Annotated in this window: 19 protein-coding genes; 13 read left to right on the top strand and 6 right to left on the bottom strand. The window is 55.0% G+C overall.

Features of this window, described 5'->3' with window-relative positions:
- The first annotated feature begins 9 nt into the window (after positions 1–9).
- From AC3RCE_RS14405 to AC3RCE_RS14420, 4 genes are all read left to right on the top strand, one after another.
- On the top strand, positions 10–363 hold the full coding sequence (locus AC3RCE_RS14405; protein ID WP_492255385.1) for an SMI1/KNR4 family protein: 354 nt from the start codon (positions 10–12) through the stop codon (positions 361–363).
- 124 nt (positions 364–487) lie between these two features.
- Complete coding sequence (locus tag AC3RCE_RS14410) at positions 488–1084, top strand: hypothetical protein (RefSeq protein ID WP_492253305.1); 597 nt, start codon at positions 488–490, stop codon at positions 1082–1084.
- A complete protein-coding gene (locus AC3RCE_RS14415; protein WP_492253306.1) occupies positions 1085–1420 on the top strand; it encodes a hypothetical protein in 336 nt (111 codons plus the stop codon).
- Positions 1417–2685 (top strand): DMP19 family protein, encoded by a 1269-nt coding sequence (locus AC3RCE_RS14420; protein WP_492253307.1) that lies wholly within the window; start codon positions 1417–1419, stop codon positions 2683–2685. The genes AC3RCE_RS14415 and AC3RCE_RS14420 overlap by 4 nt, the downstream gene beginning before the upstream one ends.
- Before the next feature lie 296 nt (positions 2686–2981).
- Here AC3RCE_RS14420 and AC3RCE_RS14425 read toward each other — a convergent pair whose 3' ends face one another.
- Entirely contained in the window at positions 2982–3584 is a 603-nt protein-coding gene (locus AC3RCE_RS14425) for an IPTL-CTERM sorting domain-containing protein (RefSeq protein WP_218341132.1), read from the bottom strand.
- Between the two features lie 631 nt (positions 3585–4215).
- Here AC3RCE_RS14425 and AC3RCE_RS14430 point away from each other — a divergent pair.
- From AC3RCE_RS14430 to AC3RCE_RS14450, 5 genes are all read left to right on the top strand, one after another.
- Positions 4216–5403 carry a tyrosine-type recombinase/integrase gene (locus AC3RCE_RS14430; protein ID WP_492253308.1) on the top strand — a complete coding sequence of 396 codons (1188 nt, stop codon included), beginning with the start codon at positions 4216–4218 and terminating at the stop codon, positions 5401–5403.
- A 178-nt stretch (positions 5404–5581) separates the two neighbouring features.
- Positions 5582–6880 carry an N-6 DNA methylase gene (locus tag AC3RCE_RS14435; RefSeq protein ID WP_492253309.1) on the top strand — a complete coding sequence of 433 codons (1299 nt, stop codon included), beginning with the start codon at positions 5582–5584 and terminating at the stop codon, positions 6878–6880.
- Positions 6881–6883: 3 nt separating this feature from the next.
- Complete coding sequence (locus AC3RCE_RS14440) at positions 6884–8953, top strand: sensor histidine kinase (protein ID WP_492253310.1); 2070 nt, start codon at positions 6884–6886, stop codon at positions 8951–8953.
- Between the two features lies 1 nt (position 8954).
- A complete protein-coding gene (locus AC3RCE_RS14445; protein WP_492253311.1) occupies positions 8955–9632 on the top strand; it encodes a hypothetical protein in 678 nt (225 codons plus the stop codon).
- On the top strand, positions 9629–10612 hold the full coding sequence (locus AC3RCE_RS14450) for a ComEC/Rec2 family competence protein (RefSeq protein ID WP_492253312.1): 984 nt from the start codon (positions 9629–9631) through the stop codon (positions 10610–10612). Before AC3RCE_RS14445 ends, AC3RCE_RS14450 begins: the two co-directional genes overlap by 4 nt.
- Here AC3RCE_RS14450 and AC3RCE_RS14455 read toward each other — a convergent pair.
- The gene (locus AC3RCE_RS14455; protein ID WP_492253313.1) at positions 10605–11210 is read right to left on the bottom strand and encodes a recombinase family protein; all 606 of its coding nucleotides are present in this window, start codon (positions 11208–11210) and stop codon (positions 10605–10607) included. The two genes, AC3RCE_RS14450 and AC3RCE_RS14455, sit on opposite strands and share 8 nt — an antisense overlap.
- A 712-nt stretch (positions 11211–11922) precedes the next feature.
- Between AC3RCE_RS14455 and AC3RCE_RS14460 the strand changes: the two genes are divergently transcribed.
- From AC3RCE_RS14460 to AC3RCE_RS14470, 3 genes are all read left to right on the top strand, one after another.
- Positions 11923–12153 carry a hypothetical protein gene (locus AC3RCE_RS14460; protein ID WP_146052293.1) on the top strand — a complete coding sequence of 77 codons (231 nt, stop codon included), beginning with the start codon at positions 11923–11925 and terminating at the stop codon, positions 12151–12153.
- A gap of 4 nt (positions 12154–12157) precedes the next feature.
- A complete protein-coding gene (locus tag AC3RCE_RS14465) occupies positions 12158–13924 on the top strand; it encodes a DUF927 domain-containing protein (protein ID WP_492253314.1) in 1767 nt (588 codons plus the stop codon).
- Positions 13925–14067: 143 nt separating this feature from the next.
- Positions 14068–15345, top strand: coding sequence for a phage/plasmid replication protein, II/X family (locus AC3RCE_RS14470; RefSeq protein WP_492253315.1), 1278 nt, complete (start codon positions 14068–14070; stop codon positions 15343–15345).
- Between the two features lie 338 nt (positions 15346–15683).
- Here AC3RCE_RS14470 and AC3RCE_RS14475 read toward each other — a convergent pair whose 3' ends face one another.
- Both AC3RCE_RS14475 and AC3RCE_RS14480 read right to left on the bottom strand, forming a co-directional pair.
- Positions 15684–16844, bottom strand: a complete 1161-nt coding sequence (locus AC3RCE_RS14475; protein WP_492253316.1) for a hypothetical protein — start codon at positions 16842–16844, stop codon at positions 15684–15686.
- Positions 16841–18178 (bottom strand): hypothetical protein, encoded by a 1338-nt coding sequence (locus AC3RCE_RS14480; protein WP_492253317.1) that lies wholly within the window; start codon positions 18176–18178, stop codon positions 16841–16843. Before AC3RCE_RS14480 ends, AC3RCE_RS14475 begins: the two co-directional genes overlap by 4 nt.
- 88 nt (positions 18179–18266) lie before the next feature.
- Here AC3RCE_RS14480 and AC3RCE_RS14485 point away from each other — a divergent pair, with 88 nt between their 5' ends.
- Positions 18267–18638 (top strand): helix-turn-helix domain-containing protein, encoded by a 372-nt coding sequence (locus tag AC3RCE_RS14485; protein WP_492253318.1) that lies wholly within the window; start codon positions 18267–18269, stop codon positions 18636–18638.
- On the opposite strand, the gene AC3RCE_RS14490 is transcribed toward AC3RCE_RS14485, so the two are convergent.
- Both AC3RCE_RS14490 and AC3RCE_RS14495 read right to left on the bottom strand, forming a co-directional pair.
- Positions 18635–19114: a hypothetical protein gene (locus AC3RCE_RS14490; protein WP_492253319.1), complete on the bottom strand. Its 480-nt coding sequence runs from the start codon at positions 19112–19114 to the stop codon at positions 18635–18637. The genes AC3RCE_RS14485 and AC3RCE_RS14490 overlap by 4 nt on opposite strands.
- A complete protein-coding gene (locus tag AC3RCE_RS14495) occupies positions 19111–19866 on the bottom strand; it encodes a hypothetical protein (RefSeq protein WP_492253320.1) in 756 nt (251 codons plus the stop codon). Before AC3RCE_RS14495 ends, AC3RCE_RS14490 begins: the two co-directional genes overlap by 4 nt.
- Position 19867 lies beyond the last annotated feature (1 nt).

Raw genomic sequence — 19867 nt, forward strand, 5'->3', positions numbered from 1 at the left:
AACCTGCGCATCTCCGGCTCAGTCCGCAACTTCATCCTGCGCACCGGCGACGGTGGGTTGGATCTGTTCCCGATTTCCGCATTACCCGCGGGCGAGCCACTGGGCGGGCGCGGCACCGCGCACGACGACACGTTGCATTGGCGGCAAGACGCGGGTTCACGCCACTGCTACCTCGTGGCCATTCAGTGCAATGGGGACGACAACGAGCCGTCCTGCCTGGACACATCGCGCGTGGTGGACGGCGAAAATCCCGTGGTGCACTTCTACCCCAGCTCGCACAGCGGCCATGTCGATCGCACCGGACCCAGCTTTATCGACTTCTACGAAGACTACTTCGCACCTTGCTTCGCAGATTGCGATTGACCAGCATCTCCCAGTACCGTATGCACTGCTGGCGCTGCGTGTGATGAAAGAAGTGATTTGATCTAAACCGACCTCCACCACCCTTCCAGCAAGCGCAAGCAGCCATCACATGTGAAGCAAAACCATGCCGACACCCCTCACCATCACCCCTGACGGCGTTCACCCCTTGGCGCCCCGCCTGGGCGGCGGCGCGCTGATCGGCGGCGTGGCCCACTGGCCGCACGGCCCCTCGGGCCGGCCGCTGGTGCTCGCCGCATCGCTGCCCGCGGCATTCCTGGCCGAGCATGCGGGCATTGACATCGGCGCGGGCCGCATCGCCTCGGTCTTCACCACCTACGCGCCGGGCACGTACTTCCTCGACGAGATCACCTACCACGGCGACCCGGCCGAACTGGCGCTGCTGCGCCGGGGCACCACGCAAGTGCTGGTGCACGAGGCCGGCACATTGGTGCAGAGCGCGCTGGAACTGCCCCCGCACGGCATCCACGTGCAGGCCGGCGGGGACGCGCGGTCCTTCATCGGCGGTGCGCCGCAATGGCTGCAAAACGAAGACCTGGAACTCGGCGGCCTGGCCTTCGCATTGCAGATCGACGGCGGCAACCTGCCCGCGCCGCTGCGCAACCTGTTTTACCTGGCCGACGGGGTAGGCTACCTGTACCTGCCCACGCAGGCCAACGAGAGCACCGACTGCAGTGGCCTCTTCTTCGTACAGGTGACGTAAATGAAAATAGCCACCAGCGCCCGTCCACAAATCGCAAGCAGCTATCAATACGGGAGCATAAAGAATGAGGACCATGGACAGGGCCATGGCTCCGGTGACGTGGCTTCATCCGACACCGTCAAGGCCCAGGAGCCTCACGCCCTGATCGAGGCATTGAAGCGGCTGGACAACGAGGGCTTCTTGGGCCGGCACCGCCAGGGGGCCAACGCTGCGGTTCTGTTCATCACCTCGCCCGGCTCCGATGATGCCGAAGCGATGGAGGACCAATCGGCCCGGTGGCTGAACCGGCCCGAGGTCTGCGAGACCTTCCTGAAACAGCACAAGGACATGGAATGAGCCCACGACTGCCCCTTGCCGACTGGCCCGCGCTGCTGCGCTGCGCCCCGTACTTCAGCCGTGCCGTCGTCGATGCGCTGCACGCATCCGGGCCTGACGGCTTCGCGCCGCTGGCGCGGGCGGTGTACTACTTCGACCTGTTCGACGCGCAGGTCTCCAATGGCGGCGTGGATCAGTACTTCGACAACGTGGCCGCGCATCTGGACGATGCAAGCGCGGTGCCGGGCATCATCGCGGCCAATCCCGTCTATGCGTCCGTGCTGCCGCTGATCGAGGAAGCGCACGCGATCTGGAATATGGTCGCGCAGGCGTATCCGGACCAAGAAAATGATGATGATGATGAGAGAGAAGAAGGCGGTGACGAAGATGCCTGGGACGCCTACCAGGCTCTGCTCGCCCCGCACGGGGAGCGCCTTGCAGCCATCGCCACCGAATTCTTCGCCCTGCACCACGCTGTCCGCCAGCGGCTGGAGCAGGACATCGTGCGCCACCCACACCGCTATTTCGCCCTGGCGGCCGTGCCCGGGTTGCGTGGCAGCGGTGTCGAGCATGTGACGCTTGCAGACGGTGCGCACCGCCTGCGCTTCGTGGATGGTTTTCCCATCGGCCCCAACGTCTTCGAGAATCAGGACTGCGGTTGCGACGTGGTCTGGTTCTCGCCCGACCGCACGCTGCTGCAGTGCGAGACACAGGGCTTTGGCAATGAGCGCGGTCGCCACTGGATCCACTACCCCAGCCAGGCCAGCAACAGTTGGACCAGCGGCGAGCACTTCATGAGTGGCGCCCTGCAGTCCGTGCGCAGCGACCGGCTGGCACTGGGCCTGGGCCACCATGGCCTGCATGAGGCTTTCGACGCCCAGGGCCAGCGCGAAAGCACGCAGTTGTACTGGTACGGAGAGGAGTTGTGCAGCGAGCACTTCTACCCCTGTGGCGCACCACTGCTGCGCTGCAGGCGCCAAGACAAGGGCGAACATCAATTGCGCTACTGGCCCAGCGGCGCACTCAACACCGAAAGCATCGAGGGCCATGATGGCGCCACGCGCTACCTGCGCTGCCTGGACGCGCAGGGAAACGACCTGGCCCCCCAGGGCACGGGGCGCCTGTTCGAAATGCTGAGCCTCGATGCCGACATGCGCCAATGGCGCGAAGGCCAACTGGTGGCAGGCTTTCTGCAGGGCCCCGTGGTGCGCATGGCAAGCCAGCCCGACGGCAGCCAGCCGCGCGAAACCGAGCGCACGTTCTTCAAGAATGGCCGTGTGGCCTAGCGCTGTGCACGCCGCCTGGAGGTTCCCCCGCGGCGCGATGCCGTGGCTGTTGTCGATGTGCGGAAGCTGGCCCGCAGCGATCCAGGAACACGCTGCGGTCCTTGTGGCCACCCAAAAGACCTGGGGCGGACGTTGGTTGATTGGCAGCAGCAAGCAACCTGAAACTGCCAGATGACGTGCAGCCGCCAACCTCAAAAGTCAACCGACACGTCAACTTCGGGTCCTGTGTGCATAGCTGGGGCCCGGCAGTGGCGCTGCCGCTGATCGGGGTTCCTGCTGGAAAGCCCGGGCAGCCTTCAGCCCCGCCTGCGTCTCACTGCTGCGATGCCCAGCATGGCCATCATTGACGCCATGGCCATCAAGGCGTACTCACTCAAGGTAGGAATGCTGGCGGCGGGGACAACTGGCGGCGGAGCCAGCCCGATGTTGATGATGATCTCGTCGCCCGAGGGCAAGAAGAGCGTTCGGGTTCCGACGGTCAGCCCCGCTCCCGCGAGGGTTGTCCCCGCGAACGTCGTTGAGTTCGAGATGGAAGCCTCAGAGATGTAGTTCTCGGGCAAATAAAGATCGGCACCGAGAATGTAGACGCCAGGCCCCATGGAACCAGTGCCGGCTTGTGGTGTGGAGGCTACGCCAGTCAAGCTTGGGAATAGCACACCGCTGAACATGTCTGCAGTCGTTTCCGTCCCGATGCAGATAGCGTTGTTGTGGATCAACCCGTGTCCTGCAGCGCACAACCCGATGGTTGTCAACGCAGACATTGAACTCGTATTGAGCGAGCCGGAGCCTGTCATCACAACATCCGCGCCCACCTGATCGATGTTGATCGTGTAAATGGCTTGGGCCGCGTTCGCCGCGGCCAAGAACGCCAAGCCGACGCAGGCACTGCGCAAGTTCATCTCCGCTCCTCCATATGAATACATATGTGTTCAAGTGTATCGGACGGTTGAATTCACTTGCTACCTATAGGGAGCTGCCATGGCGGCACGCAGCGCCAAGCCACTTCCGCCGGCAGACCTTTCTCGGTCCGACCCGCAGTGGTGTAGCTGAAAGGGTTCGGGCCGCGATCCTGATGACCGCTGACAGCCGCATTCGCCACCCGGTCTTTCTTGAATGCTTGCCATGGTACGGGGACCCTACCGGGGCGCCGGGTAGCACGCTACCTTTTTTGGGTAGTGATGAGCCCATCTGAGGCTATTCCTGAACCCAAAACAAAAAAGCCTGCTATTTATTCAATAGCAGGCTTTTCATATCACACAAGAAATCGGGTGGTAGGACGTACAAGATTCGAACTTGTGACCAACGGATTAAAAGACGCAAAAAGCATAGCATCATGCGAGGTCATGAACGGTCAAAAATCATCATAAACTGTTGATTTATAATGGAAATTTTAAATCAACCAAGTTTTCATGCGTCATGCAAAATCGACTCTGATGGTAGCAATGGGGTAGCAATTCGCTTGCACAGTAGCAATACGGTAGCAACCAGAAGTCCATCCGATGGTCGTTTGCCATGACGGTTCTGACCACCATGACAAGCTCCACCAACCGCATCAACTTCACCAAGGCGAGCATCGAAAACCTTCCGATCCCGGAGTCCGGCTGGAAGTATTACTACGACACAAAAGTGCCCGGCTTGGCTGTCGGCGTCGGCGCCAGCGGCGTCAAGACCTACGTTCTGTACAAGAAGATCAACCGCCGCCCCGAGCGCATCAAGATCGGCCGCACCACCGACCTCACGGTGGACGAAGCGCGCACCAAGGCCATCGAACACAATGGCAAAGTCGCGCTGGGCAGCAACCCCGCTGACAAGAAGCGGCAGCAACGCGCGGAAATCACCTTCGGCGAGATGTTCACGCTGTACTATGAACAGCACAGCAAGCCACGCAAGAAGACGCACAAGGAGGACTTAGCAAAGTTCACTAAGTACCTATCCGACCGGAAGTACGGCGTCAACCTTGCCAAGCGCAGCCTGTCCGAGATCGGTATTCACGAAATCAAGACTGTCTTCAACAAGATCGCGGAAACGCACCCCATCACCGCCAACCGCGTGCTAGCCTTGGTCAGCAGCGTTTTCAGCGAGGCCATCCGCGCAGAGCTTTACGATGGATTGAATCCGTGTCGCGGCGTCAGGCGGCACAAGGAAAACAAACGTTCGCGCTTCCTGACCCGTGAAGAGCTTCCGGCATTCTTCCAGGCTGTGAACGAATGCAGGAATCCCGTGGCCCGCGACTACATCAAGATGAGCTTGGTCACGGGCGCACGTCGCTCCAACGTGCTGGCTATGCGCTGGGACCAAATCAGCCTCGTGCGGAAGGAATGGACGATCCCCGAGACCAAGAACGGCGAGTCGCAGATCATCCCCCTACTCCCGCAGGCGCTGGAAGTCCTCGCGGAACGCAAGGCAGACCCCGACGCCGCCAACAGCCCTTTCGTGTTCCCCAGCACAGGGGCCCAAGGCCATCTGGTCGAACCCAAGCGAGCATGGGAAACCATTCGCAAAAAAGCGGGCATCGAAGACGTGCGGCTTCATGACCTACGGCGTACATTTGGTGCTTGGATGGCAGGGAGCGGAGCAAATTTATCGATCATCGGTAAGTCCCTCAACCACAAGTCCTTGGACACCACGAAGACTTATGACCGATTGTGGATTGACCCGGTACGCGAAGCAATGGAGAAGGCAGTTGCATCTATCTATACGGCAGCAGGTACAAACTGAGCCCATTTACTCCTTGCTTCACCAGCCTAGCTCTCACATTACGGCCAACCCACCGCGTCCAACATGCACAGTAGTACATGAGCCGCACCTGGGAAAGCTGCCGTTCAGGGTAGAACGCTTGTAACGCAACATACACTGAACTTCACGACCCGCTAGTCAAGCAAAAAGTCAATAACAAATGTCGCCCAATTTGCAATCCCCCGACAATTTTTACCTCCCATTTGTGGCGCAAGTCCAGAAGTCAGTTCAAACCACTACTGTCGATCAAGAGGTTCATCGGCTACTTGACGGCGCTGCCGCAGATGAAGTACACGCAAAAATCCCAAGGCCCATCCGAACAAAGGACGGGATTTTTTTTAGCGGTCATGCGTTGTCTCAAGAAACTGCAGGATTTGCAGAAGACCTAATAATAAATGGCGCCAGAATATTTGACCCCGCTTGCGGCGCAGGGGACCTCTTAATTGCGGCGGCGAAGCTTCTCCCTCTTGAAGATAGTTTATCCAAAACTTTAGATGCCTGGGGCGAGAGATTGGGAGGTACAGACTTGCATGAAGCATTTGTTAATGCCGCAAAATGGCGACTGGCATTGCTAGCCAAAAACCGCCATGGTCTTTTGACAGAAAACACAGATATAAAAGCTAGCAATCTTTTCAAAAACATCCAAAAAATTGATTATCTCAGCAGCCCATCTATTTGCAGGGAATTTGACTGCATATTAGTCAATCCTCCATTCGGACACAGAAACGCAGAAATCAACTGCACTTGGAGCACTGGAAAAACCCAACTCGCAGCAATATTCTTAGAGGCGGTTATAAATTATAGAAAAGAAGGACAAGTCGTCATCGCGGTGCTTCCAGATGTATTAAGAGGTGGAACCCGATACCAGCGGTGGAGGGAGGAAATCTCAAAGCGAGCCAGCACTACAAAAACAAAAATATATGGTCGCTTCGAAAAACGAACAGATGTAGATGTATTCATAAATCGATACGAAATCCACAGCACTCCGAACGTAGATACAAGTCCGGCTGCGGTCCTTCGTTGCAATGCAACTGTAGATGATTTTTTCTTGATCCGGGTTGGCTCCGTTGTTCCACACAGACATAAAGGAGATAAGGGCTCATGGAAGCCTTATCTTCGCGTCAGCAACGCTCCTGCCAATGCGGAGACTGAGATTTCTACACATAGACGTTTTAACGGTAGTTGCTTCAAAACCCCATTTGTAGCAATACGGCGCACATCTAACCCTTCGGACAAACAGAGAATAATCTGCACAATTATTACTGCACCTGAATTAGTAGCGGTAGAAAATCACCTAATTGTTGCTCTACCCAGAAACCAAAGTCTTGAGGACTGTCGCAAGCTAGCAAAAATCCTAGGCGACCAAGCCACAACTGATCACATTAACGATCAAATCCGCTGCAGGCACCTTACAACCGCCGCCTTGAAGTCCGTTCCGCTGCAGAACTGGGAGAGTTAATCAATGCAATCTGCTAAATTGAAATTCTCTCCTCGAATACTTGCCAGACTCGGGGAAGAACTCAATCAAACCTTCGATCAAAGCATTCTAGAGTTAGTAAAAAATGCGTATGACGCAGATGCACGGACATGCAAAATCGAACTTTTTGATACCAGTGGAATAGGCGGAATCATTCGCGTCTCCGATGATGGCAATGGTATGGATCAAAACGCCATCAAAGATTCGTGGCTTGTTCTAGGAAAGTCAGAAAAAAGCTCTGATGTGCAGACAGATTTAGGTAGAACGCCGGCTGGCAGTAAAGGCTTAGGACGGCTCGCTGCGCTGCGAATGGGAAAAGAGGTTTTCCTTTCGTCCGTTAAGAATGGGGCACCTAGAAGTATTCATTCACTACATATTAACTGGGATGACTTCGAGCAGGCAAAAACCGTTGAAGATGTTAGCCTTTCGATAAATACAGATAAAAAAACAAGCAGTGGACATGGAACAGTTATCGAATTGCGATCACTACGGGCAGCCGTTAGGGCAGATGAAGTTAGAAAACTCGCAAGGTCCCTTATTCTGCTTACAGACCCATTTGGTGATAGCACAACAGGCTTCCAAGTCGAACTGGAAAGCGCAGAATTCACTGATATTGAGAAGTTTGTAAAGAAAAAATATTTTGACGAATCGGATTTTCATTTGTCCGCCACCTTGGACTCTGATGGGAGAGCCACTGTAAGGCTATTGGACTGGCGAGGTGAAGAATTAGCATCCGCCGGGCATGCGGAAATAAAAAGAAAAGAACAAGATAAACCATATTACGCTCCCCCTTGCCAATTCGATTTATGGACGTTCCTCCTTAAATCCAACAGCTTCATGCAGGGAAGGAAATCTCGCGTTGGAGAAATTCGGCAATGGCTGAACCACTTTGGTGGTGTCCATATATATCAGGATAATGTCCGTGTCGCTCCATACGGAGACCCCGGCAATGACTGGCTTCAAATCAATCTTTCGAGAGCACGTAGCCCGGAGGAGAGGCCCAGCACGAACAATTCAATTGGTCGAGTAGTACTAAAAAGCCGCAGCACCTATAAACTAGTTCAAAAGACAGATCGATCTGGATTTATTGAAGACGAAACATTTGTAGAACTCACGAGTTTTGCTCTCGATGCCTTAGAGTGGCTGGCTAAATGGCGCTTGGCGCAAGCAGAGCAGCGAAGAGCCTTCGAGAAGCAACAAGCGGAAGAAGCTGCAAAAACTGAAAAAGACGCATTTGCTGCAGCGCTATTAAAAATCCCCAATGATTCGCGCGCTACAGTTGAAGTGGCTTTCAAGAAATACGCTTCCTCAAGGGATAGAGAAGCAGACGCATTGCGGAAAGAAATTCAGTTATACAGAACTCTAAGCACGGCAGGAATCACGGCAGCCACTTTTGCGCATGAAAGTCAAGGCAATCCATTGAAGGTGATCTCCCTCAACCTTAAAACCTTGCAACGAAGAATAAATGAAATTACGTCGATAGATGAGCGTCCACGATTATTAGGACCTACCGACAAAATAGCGATCTCAGTTGGATCACTTAGCACACTAGGCGCAGCCACTCTTGGCCTAATTAAAGCTGAAAAAAGGAAGATTGGCAAAGTAGATTTGCACAAAACCATATCAACGCTTATTGATTTGATGGCTCCATTTTGGCGAGGCAGAGACACCCAGGTTGAACTTGATCTCTCCTCCGAAAATCCCTTTATATACGCAAGCGAAGCTGCATTTGAATCAATTCTTGCAAATCTTGTGAATAATTCAGTTGACGCATTCAGACGAGCCGGAACAGATCATCGCCTAATAAAAATACAAACAACGGTAAGCAAATCAAGGTGCCAAATCGTTGTCTCTGATAGCGGCCCAGGAATTCAAGATTTAAAAACGAATGAAATTTGGCTGCCTGGCATTACGTCGTCAAGCAATGGAACAGGACTTGGCTTAACTATTGTACGAGATACCGTACGAGATTTAGGAGGAACTGTTTCTGTATCCACACCAGGCCACCTGGGCGGAGCAGAATTTTTGATAGATTTGCCAATATTGGGGAAATAAAATGTCCTTGATGGTTTTAGACAAAGAAATTCAGCGTATTCATGTCATAGATGACGATCCACTGGTAAGAGATGCGTATCTTGAAACTATTAGGGACATGGGCTTAGAGGGGGTGGATGTATGTGCACCAATCAAAGATATTGATAGTTTGTTCGGATCAATCGACCCTTATACCGACGGCATCATCTTCGACTATCAGCTAAACAGTACGAAATACTCTCCATTTAATGGGGATATATATGGTGAGGCTGCCTACAAACGGCAAATCCCGTTCATCATTTCAAGTCACTTCACCCCACTGTCTTTAGATGGACAAAAAAGATTCATTCCAAAAACCATCTCAAGCGAATCACTTGAGCCCAGCTCGTTGATAGAAGCATTTATGCTTTGCATTGGTGAATACAAAGGCACATTTGTCACAAGAAGGCAACCAATCAGAACCCTTGTTCGGATCGAAGGTCTTGAAAAGAACGGAGATTCATTCGATCTAAATGTTGTGGTTCCAAATTGGGATCCACATAGTGGCGTCAAAATCCGGGTAAAGGTTGACCGCTTTCCCCAAGCGATCAATATTCAAGAAGAACTCAAGGAAAAGGGCGAAGCACGTGTAACTGCCGAAGTTAACACTGGTGCTGAAGATGTGACCGAATTATATTTTTCCAACTGGAAGACATTATGAGCTCCCATCTTACAGTGCTTGATGTTGGGCATGGGAACTGCTCAGTACTTTTTGACAATGGCCTCGTTGCCGTTATTGATGCAGGTAAAGGTCCATATGCTTCCATTTATCTTTCTTCTGTAGGCATTACAGAAGTTGACCTAATAATTATCTCCCATACTGATGACGACCACCTTGCAGGAGTTATAGGCCTTCTGTCCTCAGAACAAGTTAAGGTCAAGAAAGTTATATTGAATTCCGACGCCGCGAAAGATACAAAAATTTGGCGTGACGTACGAGCCATCCTCGCATCTCAGTTCAATGAGGGTAAGATTGATTTGCAAATTGGTGTTTTTAGAGGAGTCATTAAGGACTGGGTAGGAAAAGATGTTTCTCTAGACGCTTTATCGCCAAACGTTTTCAATGCACTTGGTGGAGTTGGGGCAAGAGATGAGAATGGAAAAAAAATATCGGCGAACTCTCATAGCATTGTTGTGCGTGTCTCGCACAAAAGTGGGATAAAAGCACTCCTCGCAGCAGACATGGAGCAGAAAACATTAGAGGAAATTGTATCTAGTGGCCAAGATTTGGCTGCATCCACACTCGTTTTCCCTCACCATGGTGGAAAGCCAGGAACAGATTTCACCACAGATTTCTCAAATAAATTACTGGATGCTGTAAAACCAGGTACAGTGCTTTTCTCAAATGGGAGAGGAAGACACGGGAACCCTCGCCCCGAAATAGTCGCTAGTGTTTGCTCAAAAAGCAAAACATATGTTGCCTGTACTCAAATATCAGAAAATTGCCATTCGCAAAGTCTAAAGCAAGATCGAGGAAGTCTCCCATTTTCAGCAGGCTCAGATGAGGGGCGGTCGTGCGCCGGAAGTGTTGTAATCAATTTGGAGACTGGTTCCCCTCATATGGAACAGGTATCCAGCCATGCCAAATTTGTGGAGCAACTTGAGAAACCAATGTGCAGGATCTCGGCACCCTCTAAATAATGGCGTTCAAGTATTGATAAACAGTTGCTCTCGATACACCAAGCACCTGGGCTATCTCAGTTTTTTTCATGCCACGAGCCACCATTTCCTGCAACGCAGTTCTAGCAGTTTCATCAAGCACTGGTTTTCTACCTTTATAGGCTCCTTTGCTTTTGGCGATAGCAATCCCCTCTCGCTGACGTTCTCGAATCAAAGCGCGTTCAAACTCACTCACGGCTCCGAGCATTTGCAATAGCAGTTTGGAATAGGCTGCCGTATGACCGCTACCAGTGGCCCCAGGTCGCTCAAATCTCAGGTTCTCCTTGCAGAACTCCACGGCCACCCCGCGCGCCGTCAACAATTCCACCACTTCCTGCAAATCTTTCAACGATCTGGACAGGCGATCCATGCTGTGGATGTACACATGATCCCCTTCGCGCACATGGCTGAGCATTGCCTGCAGTTGCGGCCGATGCACGTCTTTGCCGCTAGCCTTGTCTGTGAATATTTTGTCCAGCATCCACCCATCTAGCTGGCGTGCATCATTTTGATCCACACTGGATACTCGGATATAGCCGATTTTTTGTCCGGTACTGGATAGTTGCTGTTTGGTTGTCATGACTGGCTCTTTCTATCAAATGTGTCTTAATAGAATCTAAGAGGTAATTTGGAATATGTCAATAAATTTCCAAACCACTCTAAGTGGACATAAAAAGAGCCCCCGCTATTTGTAAAAATAGCGTGTACTTCAAATAGACAGCAGATTACTGCTCGTCGCCATCCGTCGCTGGCAATAACCGTCAGAAAAATCCACTCCAGAAGCTACCAAAACGGCTTTTGAGCGGCTTTCTTACTTGGCTGGATGCAGAGTGGCGTCATCACATGGCGCGCTGTTCTGGAGTCTTTTGGCGAGACTGTGAAAAAGGCCAGCAATCGCCAGCGTTGCAAGCTTGCGCGTATGGCTTGTCACGTTGTCACGTACTCAGCGGCATGAACACCACCAGCCACATCCCTCACAGCACGAAGAAAACCGCTAGCACACCCTCGCATCGCTGTCAGAAAAAGTAGAGGGCGGCTACTTTTTTTGCGAATTCAGCCAACCTACGCGACCATGCGAATCAGCAGAGACCGAAGCCAAGAGTACAGGCACAAGACCAGTCTTCTCCGCTTATCGCAGCGTCCATGCTGAGACAAACGGAGGGGTGCTGCTTCGGCCCGGCTCTTCAAGCCTCTGCTTCAACAATAACAACCCAAGCGGTAAACAAACGTTCAAGCGGCATTAACAGATGCCATGTATTAATTTTGAACGGGCGCGCAATCGCGCAAATATCGTGACTCAAAAATCCACCGAAGGACTGGTTGTCCCTGGAAAACTATGGTCTGACGCAGACTTGACGGCACTTTTGAAAATCCACCCCAGGACGCCCGCGCAGTGGCGCTATCTGGGCAAATTCAAGAAAGAGCTTCCCTACATCAAGATTGGAAAAACGGTGCGCTACACCGATGAGGTAGTGGCCAAGTTCCTTCAATCCCATATGAGCATGATCGTCGCGAAGGATTAAGGCCATGAACCAGACAGCGAAAGCAGACGATCACAAGAATAAGGAAGCCGCGCCCCCTGCGGTTAAAAGCAAACCGAAAAAGCAAAAGCCCTCGTCCAAGCCCGCCGCTACCCGGCTGAGCCCCGATTTGCCGAAGAACCTGCTCTCGGTCAACCAGGTGGTGAATGACAAGGGGGAGTTGTCGGGACAATTGCTGGTGAAGGCGACGGACAAGCGCGGCAATGATATCCACGCCACCCTGGACGAAAAAGAACTGGCACTTGGCCGTTGCGAGGGGTTGGCGCATTTCGCCGTGCGCGCCGGAATGTCCAGCTTCATGTCGCCGAAGGGGCTGCGCACCATGGCGGCGATCCTGCCAGAGTCTGCGGACAAGGAGGTGTATGTCGCCCGCCGCGAGGGCTTTCACAGCCTGCAGTTGCAAGGCCAGCGCTATGGCTTCTACGTCTTGCACGGGAAGCCCTACTTCTTTGGTCTCAAGCCGCCTTTGTCCGTGGTGGTGATCAATGAGGCTGGCGGCATTGATCCGCCGTCCGGAGACCTCGCCAGTTGGCAAAAAGCCATTGGCGTCCATCTGCCGGGCAACCCCTACATGCTGGTGTCGGTGCTGGCCGCGCTGGCTCCTGCGCTGGCCCGCGCGCTGGGACTACCGATCCCCATCTTGATGATCGTGGCCCCCAGCAGCGTGGGCAAGACTACGCTGCAGCAGGTGGGCCGCAGTGTCCGTGAGCGCGCCGACAAGATCGACGACGCATCGGGCACCACCAACGGCCTGCGCGTGAAGATGGAGCAGCACCCGGATGCGCCCGTGTTCTTCCAAGACGTTCATAAAGCGGAAGACATGAAGGGGCTGATGGGCCTGTGCTTCCTGGTTGCCAATGGCGGACAGCGCCTGACCAGCACGGCCAATCAGAAAGTCCAGGCAGGCGATGAACTGTCATGCGGTGTGAGCTTTTCGTCGGAAATGTCGTTCATGGAAATGGTCGGCGACTCCAAGATGAGCTTGCCGGAGGGCTTCTCTGCTCGTTGCTTCGAGTTGGTGCTGCAGGGGCCGCATGGTGCCTTTCACACCCTGCCGGAGGGCATGCAGGCGCATGAATTTGCGAATCAACTGAAGCGGGCGTGTGGGGAGCACTACGGTGCGGCCTGGGCCGAGTGGATCGCCGCCATTGCCAAGCAGCCTCCCGGAAAAATTCGTGACTGGCTTCCCAAGAAGCTGAAGGAAGCAGAGACCGGCCTGCTGGAAGGCTTGGACATTAAGGATCGGGTCACGCTGCGCCTGGTCAGCGGATTGGCGGTCTGGGTTGTGACGGGCTGGCTGGCGATCAATCTCAAGGTGCTAAAACTCAAGCCTGAGGTGGTGCTCAAGGCCCTGCGCCTGGTTCTGCGTGAGCATGCCGCTCGCCAAGCCCACCACACCACGCCCATCGGCGAAAAAGTGATCACGACCGTCCGTGACTTCATCGACCGCAATGCCAACCGTTTCCCGGCCCTTGCCATGTTCGGACGCTCGGATCAAAGCAATGTCATGGGCTACACCAAAGGCAGCGGCGGTGAGATGGTTTATCTGCTCTTGCCAGGGGTGCTGGAGGCCCTTCTGACCGAGAAATTCGGCCTCCAGATGGCATTGCAGAAGTTGTATGACGCGGGCTATTTAGTGAAAAACAGCGAGGGCTGGCAAATGCAAGTACGGCTGCCCATGGAAGAAAAGCTGCGTAAACGCTTCTATGCGATTCGCGCATCCATCCGCTTTGACGGTGAAACGGCGGACTGAGCTTGTCACGTTGTCACGTCCGATTGAAGACATAAACCGGCCAGCGCGGGAGTATGCCGCTCGCAAAATCAGTGCAAAGGGCTGCGCTCGCCGCTGGCTGTAATACGCAACAATTCATTGAAATATTAGTTTTTGAGTCGATTATGAGAACTCATGAAAACCATCCCAATAAGCTGCCCAAACTCATCGGCAACAGCATATTTTCTGATCCAGCCAGGTCGCCAGTAAAGCGCGTACCCATGGCTGGCCGCCGTGGCCGTATGCTCACATCGCCCAAGCGGGCACGGCAAAAGCAACCGAGCACGCCGCTAAAGCCGAGCATGCGCTTTCCGCTGGCAACGGTGGTGGTCAAACCGTCTGCCGAATGGAAACCCTTTTTCTCTTGTCTGATTGATACTGTGGCGGTTGTCATTGATCTGCGCCATAAGCCCTTGAAGCGCTTGGCAGAGAACAACCAGAATTTGAAAAGAGAGGGCAACTTCGAGCTTCGTGTTCATTCCAAGTTTTCTCGTGAAATCAATGCCCGCGTGTTGAGCCGGGATAATGGTGCGAAGCTCTATATTGAAGCGTCCATTCCAAAATTCTCGACGGGTCAGAACATTGTCGGCGTGGAGGAACTTTTTTTACCTTGCCTCAGTATGATTAATGCCGTTCTGAAACAAATGGGTATTGATCCAACTGTGAAAGAGCGCGCCAAGCTCAACAAAGGGAAGTTTCAGATGGTTCGCATTGACTACGCCGTGCATTGCGATTGCGGTATGCCCGAGCGCGCCGCTGCCGTTATGGCTGCGTTGCGCAGCTTGGTTTATGCGAAGGCCAAAGATGCGAGTGCCTACGGCATTGAAACCGTCTATGTTCAGCAGCATAGTAGCCGCTGGACTCTTCGGATTTACCGTAAGGATTTGGAAATCGAGAAGCCCAAGCGCGGTCTTCCTGCCCATGTTTATGGTCGGAAATATCTGCTGGAGAAGGTGCAGAACTGCGTGCGCCTCGAATTGGTGCTGCGCGCACCTGAACTCAAACGCCTTGGCTTGAACGACCCGCTGGCATGGAATGTTGAAGCTGCCCGCCAGCGCATGCAAGTATGGATCGAGCGTCTGTCAAAAGCAGGCGGCGTGGCGCCCCAAATCGAGCATCTCAGCGACCTCACGAACGTTCAACAAATGAAACTGCTCTTGTGGCTTAGCGGACACCGGACGGCATTCACCGACAGTCACAGCACGTTCGCGGCCACGCGCAAAACCATCTTGGCAAAAACCGGCATTGATATTCGTGGGGAGCCCAGCGTCGAACTTCAGCGCCGTGCAATGAAAACCATTGGTGAGGTTCTGATCCAGGGTACCGGCTTCAATAGCTATGCCCACAAATGGGGGGCCCTTTGCAAAGGTGCTGATGCCGGAGACGCAAAAGCCAACAAATAAGCAGCGACACGTTCAATGCTCCGGCCATCACCGAATATCACAATATGAAATCAATTTAAACGCGATTTGGCGAGCTTTCGATGGTTGGCACTGGAGAGCCACACGCCACCATCGAAAGTCGCTCAAAACGGCCAAATTGGCGATCTCCGGCACCGTCTCTGGCGCCGAATTCGGCCATTGACCGTCACTGTCAGCGCGAACCGCATCTCATGTTTGCGGTCACTAACATTGACGGTTTCGGCTGCAAATAGTGATTGCTGAAACAGCGACTGCAACCGTTGGTCAGTGCGGCAAAAAATTCCTTGCAAATCATCTGTCCGCGATAGGGGCGGCTAACTTTATTGCGTCAGCATCGCACCATACTTCCCCGCAAACGGCTGCCCCTGCCGCACCGCATCCAGCAGTTGCACCACCCCGGCATTGCCGCGCTTGCCGATCCATGCCGCCACCTCGGCACGTGCTTGGCAGTAGGTCTTGAAAAACACATCTTCCGGCCCGGTGTGCGCCACCCAATCCGTCTCCTGATCAAGCTTGCCCAGATCGTCAATGCCCTTGCCGGTGACGTTCGTGCAGACTGGCTCACCACCCACATATGTTGCGAGCCCCTCATCGAACCACGCTGGGACATGCGCGCCATTGGTACGCTTTGCCACCTCCACGTGCGAGAACTCGTGCGCCAGCACATAGGGGTTCTGCGTCCAGGTCGGAGACGTGAGCACCACGGTCATGCGCGGCGCCACATACTGGCCCGCATAGGTGTTCGGGTACAGCGTCACATTGCGCCGCCGTGGCCCCGCGAAATAGTCCGCGCAGGCACCCGACTGGCACACCAGCACATCCGGCTGGGCCGCCTGCAGTTGGCCATAGACCTTGCGATCCATCTCCAGGGCTGCCTGGATGCCAGTGACGATCCCCGGCCAGAGATTCTTGGCAACCGCAGGTTCAATGAACACATTGCCGCAGGCGGCTACCAATGCCGCACCATTGAACGACGGCGGGGTGTTGGTGGTGCCGCCAGGACAAGCCAGCGCCTTCACCGTGAAGCTAGTCAAGGCCGTTGAGCCGGTAAACACGGCTCCAGCCGCATCCTTCGTTGCTGCAGCGTCCACCGAAGCCGTGCACTGTGCATTGGCGGCAACTCCTGGAGCATCTGCCCTGAAGGTCGCCACGGCGCCGGAGACGGTGGTTTTACCGGCCACGGCAGCCCCATCGCATACCAGCTTAATACCGGCCGCAGCCAGGGCCTTGCTGGCCGTGAACTGCACCGCAGGCACATAGTCGGCACCGGTGCTTCCGTTGGCGGGGGCAATGGCTGGAGCAGCCGCCAGTGTGAGAGTTACAGGCGTGGTCGGTGCGCTGCTGTCACCACCACCGCCGCAAGCCGAGAGTGCGGCTGCAGCCAGGATCGAGATCACCGACGTGGCGCGTGAAAAATCAAAGTTCATCATGGTGTTGTCGTCAAGGAAGAAATCGGATGGATTGCCAGAAGCGCTGTTCATTGCACGGTGATCGTCTTGCGCACGGGCGTGCAGGTTCCCTCGTTGGGCTCTTCGCGCGAATCAAAGAGCACAGAGCGCGCTTCGAGCCGGTATGTGGGCCCCAGGGCATAGCCATCGTCGTAGGAGACATAGCCACCCCATGGAGCCGTCACTGCACGAGTGCTTTTGCCGATATAGGGGTGCTTCTTGCGCATCTGTGCGCTCAAATCGGCCAGATCGTCCTTGTTCTTGATTTGGAATTCCTTGGAAATCTCTTTGATCCTGGGTCGTCCATCCCGCGAGAACCGAACTTCGACATAGGTCGGCCCCAAGGCGGTCTTGATCTGCAGCTTGAAATACTTGCTGCCAGTCACACAGACGGCTTGCCGGTTCTCCTTGAAGAACGCCACCAGATCGGCCTTGGGGCGCAACGGCCCCAGGATGAGAAAGTCGCAAAGCTTGCGCGCCTTGTCCGCCCAAAGCGGCTGGTTGGCCTGTTCGCAGGTCTGCATTCCTTGACGAATTCCGTCCTCGTAGGCTTTACGATGACTGCTCGGAATTTGATCCATGGGCTCGGGTGGAGCCCAGTTCAAATTCGCAGCAACAGCCCCCAGGTCTTGCTCTACACATACTCCATCGACGCACATGTCCGGTGTGTTGGGCACTGGCGCACGGTTTTGACGAGCTTTTTCCTCCGCGCGCAATTTGGCTTGAGCGGCTTCGTACTCTGTGGCTGTAGGATCAGTCGAGCGCTGTGCTATCGGGGCTTGCTTGTGGGGCTGCGCAGGAGCTTCGAGCACCGGTGCGGGGATTGCTGTAGCGCGCTGCAACTTGGACACCACCGACTCACCCACATTAGCGAGCTTGCCGTTGGCGGCCGATGAGATCGCCGCTCCTGCATTGCGTTGAAGCGATGCTGCTGCCGAGGTATCGGCGCTCCCGGCCATCACTACCCTCACCGAGCAATCCCGCAAGCGCTGCTCGCCATTGGCAGAAAAAATGGTGGCAGGCCCGGACAGCGCCGCGTTCTTCCACTCCAGCATGACCACGTTGCGCCACTGCCCGGAACGGCCCTGTCCAGGGTTCCAGCGGCCCTCCAGCGCGAAGCTCACGCGGCCATCGCGCAGCACACTGGAGCCTGTCTCGGTCAGTCGGCTATCCAGCCGCTCCCAGGCCACGCTCTGGCCCGACACGGTGAGTTGAATCGGCTGGCTCCAAGCATCCTGCTGTGGATTGGTGAGCAAGGGGCCGCAGTCCAGTGTTCCGGTATAGGCGCCATCACGAATCTGCGCGGAAACCGAACCGCACACCATGGCGAGGCAACCCCAGGCCACGCATTTAAGTTTTGCTGTCATCTCCATCCTCTTTCTGTATCTGGAAGTTTCTCACAATGAAGAATTAACTCTGTCGTATTTAAGTCGTCATTGAGGCATTTTTGCCTCAATGGAATCCACGCCAACCACCGCCAAGAAGAAGGTCGCTGCCGACCGTCATCCGCTGGCCGTGGCGTTTGGTGAGTACCTGAAGAGCGTGCGCAAGGACAGCGACAAGTCCCAGGCCGAACTCGCCTTCGATGCGTCCATGGATCGCACTTACATCTCGCTGTTGGAGCGCGGTCTGTCTGCACCTACGTTGCTGGTGCTGGACTCGCTGGCGAAGTCCCTTGGCATGACCATGACCGAATTGATGGGCGGCTTCGAGGCCCAGTTGCCGAAGAACCTTCGCCGCACGTCGGTGAAGCGCCGGATCAACGAGGCGTCGTTGGCAAAGACCGGGGACCGGCCACAAGGAACACGCCGCTCACCGCTGCGCTAACCATCCGGTGCGCCAGCCAGCCAAGTGACGCTCATGGCACCCACCAGCATGGGGTTGGAAACCACGCCAAACACCAGACACGCCGATTCATCCATGGCGTGCTGGATCGCCCTGAAGACCTCTGCACACTGGGTCAGTTGAAAGCCCTTGCCGTACCCGCTGCACACCACCACAGCGGCTGCTTTGTTGTGCGTCGGCATCTGTGCCAATGCGTTGCGGCTTGCATCAAGGACCTTGTCCGCGTCGTGGTTCGTCGCCGTGAAGCTCAGGGGGGAACTGCCGCAGAGCTTCAGCGTGTTGCGTAAATCTTCCAGGTCGATCTGCAACAGAGAGCCTTCTTCTGTCGCCGCCAGCAGCGCCGCCACCGTCTGCTGCACCTTGTCGGCCGGGGTCAATGCCGCAAGCAGTGGCCGGGGTGATAGCACCATGCCACCGACGATCTTGAGGACTTGGCGCCGCATCAAACTGTGCTTCATGCTGCCACCCTCCGTTGCAGCCGCACAGCGGCCAGCAATCGAACTTCTTCGGCATTCCACTCTGCCGCCTCGTATATCCAATGCACCGGCTTGCGCTTGCCATCATTCGAGGGCTTGAATAAATCCGGTGGTGCTCGCCGACTGCCAGGGCCGGTCGTTGGCAAGCGCAGCCGCGCATTCGAGGGAGCAAAACTGGGCTCGCTGGCGCTGGGGTCGATCAAGAGAATGGTGTCCGGCGTATGCACCTTGCCGACCGCCGCACCTTCCACGCCAACCGCCAGCGCCCAGTGCTTGGTTCGGCTGTGTTTCACAGAAGCGAATGCCAGTGCCACCAGATCGCCACCGCGCATCAGCCATTCGACAGCATGACCGTCTGCGTTGTCTTGCATGCCGTACTTGGCTGTCAGTGCCAATGGCAGGTCAAGGCCATCCATCAGTTCCACCCATTCTTCGGGATGGACTCCAGCAAAATAGGTGTGCTCAAAAGCCTGCCAAACCAGCGCGGAGACGCCGGACTTTCTGTGGCTCATCTCGTGCAGGGCAGACGGTTTTGCGAGATCGTGGATCGCCAAAATCATCGCCGCGATGTGTATGCCGCAGGCCCCGTCAAGATCGGACTGTTGCATGAAAAACCGCACCGGCTCTTGGCGCTTGGTCTGCACCGTCAGCGCGTGCCCGGTCTGGATGCCGGGGTATACCCGCTGGAACCGATAGGACACAGCCGGGCGATTCAATGAAATCGCCTTGGACATT

The sequence above is a fragment of the Acidovorax sp. GW823-FHT05D11 genome (assembly GCF_058795695.1).

Excerpts from the sequence above, each read along its gene's own strand:
- AC3RCE_RS14465 (WP_492253314.1), top strand. The coding sequence starts at position 12,158 with ATGAACCAGACAGCGAAAGCAGACGATCACAAGAATAAGGAAGCCGCG.
- AC3RCE_RS14410 (WP_492253305.1), top strand. The coding sequence starts at position 488 with ATGCCGACACCCCTCACCATCACCCCTGACGGCGTTCACCCCTTGGCG.
- AC3RCE_RS14480 (WP_492253317.1), bottom strand. The coding sequence starts at position 18,178 with ATGACAGCAAAACTTAAATGCGTGGCCTGGGGTTGCCTCGCCATGGTG.
- AC3RCE_RS14430 (WP_492253308.1), top strand. The coding sequence starts at position 4,216 with ATGACAAGCTCCACCAACCGCATCAACTTCACCAAGGCGAGCATCGAA.
- AC3RCE_RS14455 (WP_492253313.1), bottom strand. The coding sequence starts at position 11,210 with ATGACAACCAAACAGCAACTATCCAGTACCGGACAAAAAATCGGCTAT.
- AC3RCE_RS14420 (WP_492253307.1), top strand. The coding sequence starts at position 1,417 with ATGAGCCCACGACTGCCCCTTGCCGACTGGCCCGCGCTGCTGCGCTGC.
- AC3RCE_RS14495 (WP_492253320.1), bottom strand. The coding sequence starts at position 19,866 with ATGTCCAAGGCGATTTCATTGAATCGCCCGGCTGTGTCCTATCGGTTC.
- AC3RCE_RS14475 (WP_492253316.1), bottom strand. The coding sequence starts at position 16,844 with ATGAACAGCGCTTCTGGCAATCCATCCGATTTCTTCCTTGACGACAAC.
- AC3RCE_RS14485 (WP_492253318.1), top strand. The coding sequence starts at position 18,267 with ATGGAATCCACGCCAACCACCGCCAAGAAGAAGGTCGCTGCCGACCGT.
- AC3RCE_RS14425 (WP_218341132.1), bottom strand. The coding sequence starts at position 3,584 with ATGAACTTGCGCAGTGCCTGCGTCGGCTTGGCGTTCTTGGCCGCGGCG.
- AC3RCE_RS14445 (WP_492253311.1), top strand. The coding sequence starts at position 8,955 with ATGTCCTTGATGGTTTTAGACAAAGAAATTCAGCGTATTCATGTCATA.
- AC3RCE_RS14470 (WP_492253315.1), top strand. The coding sequence starts at position 14,068 with ATGAGAACTCATGAAAACCATCCCAATAAGCTGCCCAAACTCATCGGC.
- AC3RCE_RS14450 (WP_492253312.1), top strand. The coding sequence starts at position 9,629 with ATGAGCTCCCATCTTACAGTGCTTGATGTTGGGCATGGGAACTGCTCA.
- AC3RCE_RS14440 (WP_492253310.1), top strand. The coding sequence starts at position 6,884 with ATGCAATCTGCTAAATTGAAATTCTCTCCTCGAATACTTGCCAGACTC.
- AC3RCE_RS14435 (WP_492253309.1), top strand. The coding sequence starts at position 5,582 with ATGTCGCCCAATTTGCAATCCCCCGACAATTTTTACCTCCCATTTGTG.
- AC3RCE_RS14415 (WP_492253306.1), top strand. The coding sequence starts at position 1,085 with ATGAAAATAGCCACCAGCGCCCGTCCACAAATCGCAAGCAGCTATCAA.
- AC3RCE_RS14490 (WP_492253319.1), bottom strand. The coding sequence starts at position 19,114 with ATGAAGCACAGTTTGATGCGGCGCCAAGTCCTCAAGATCGTCGGTGGC.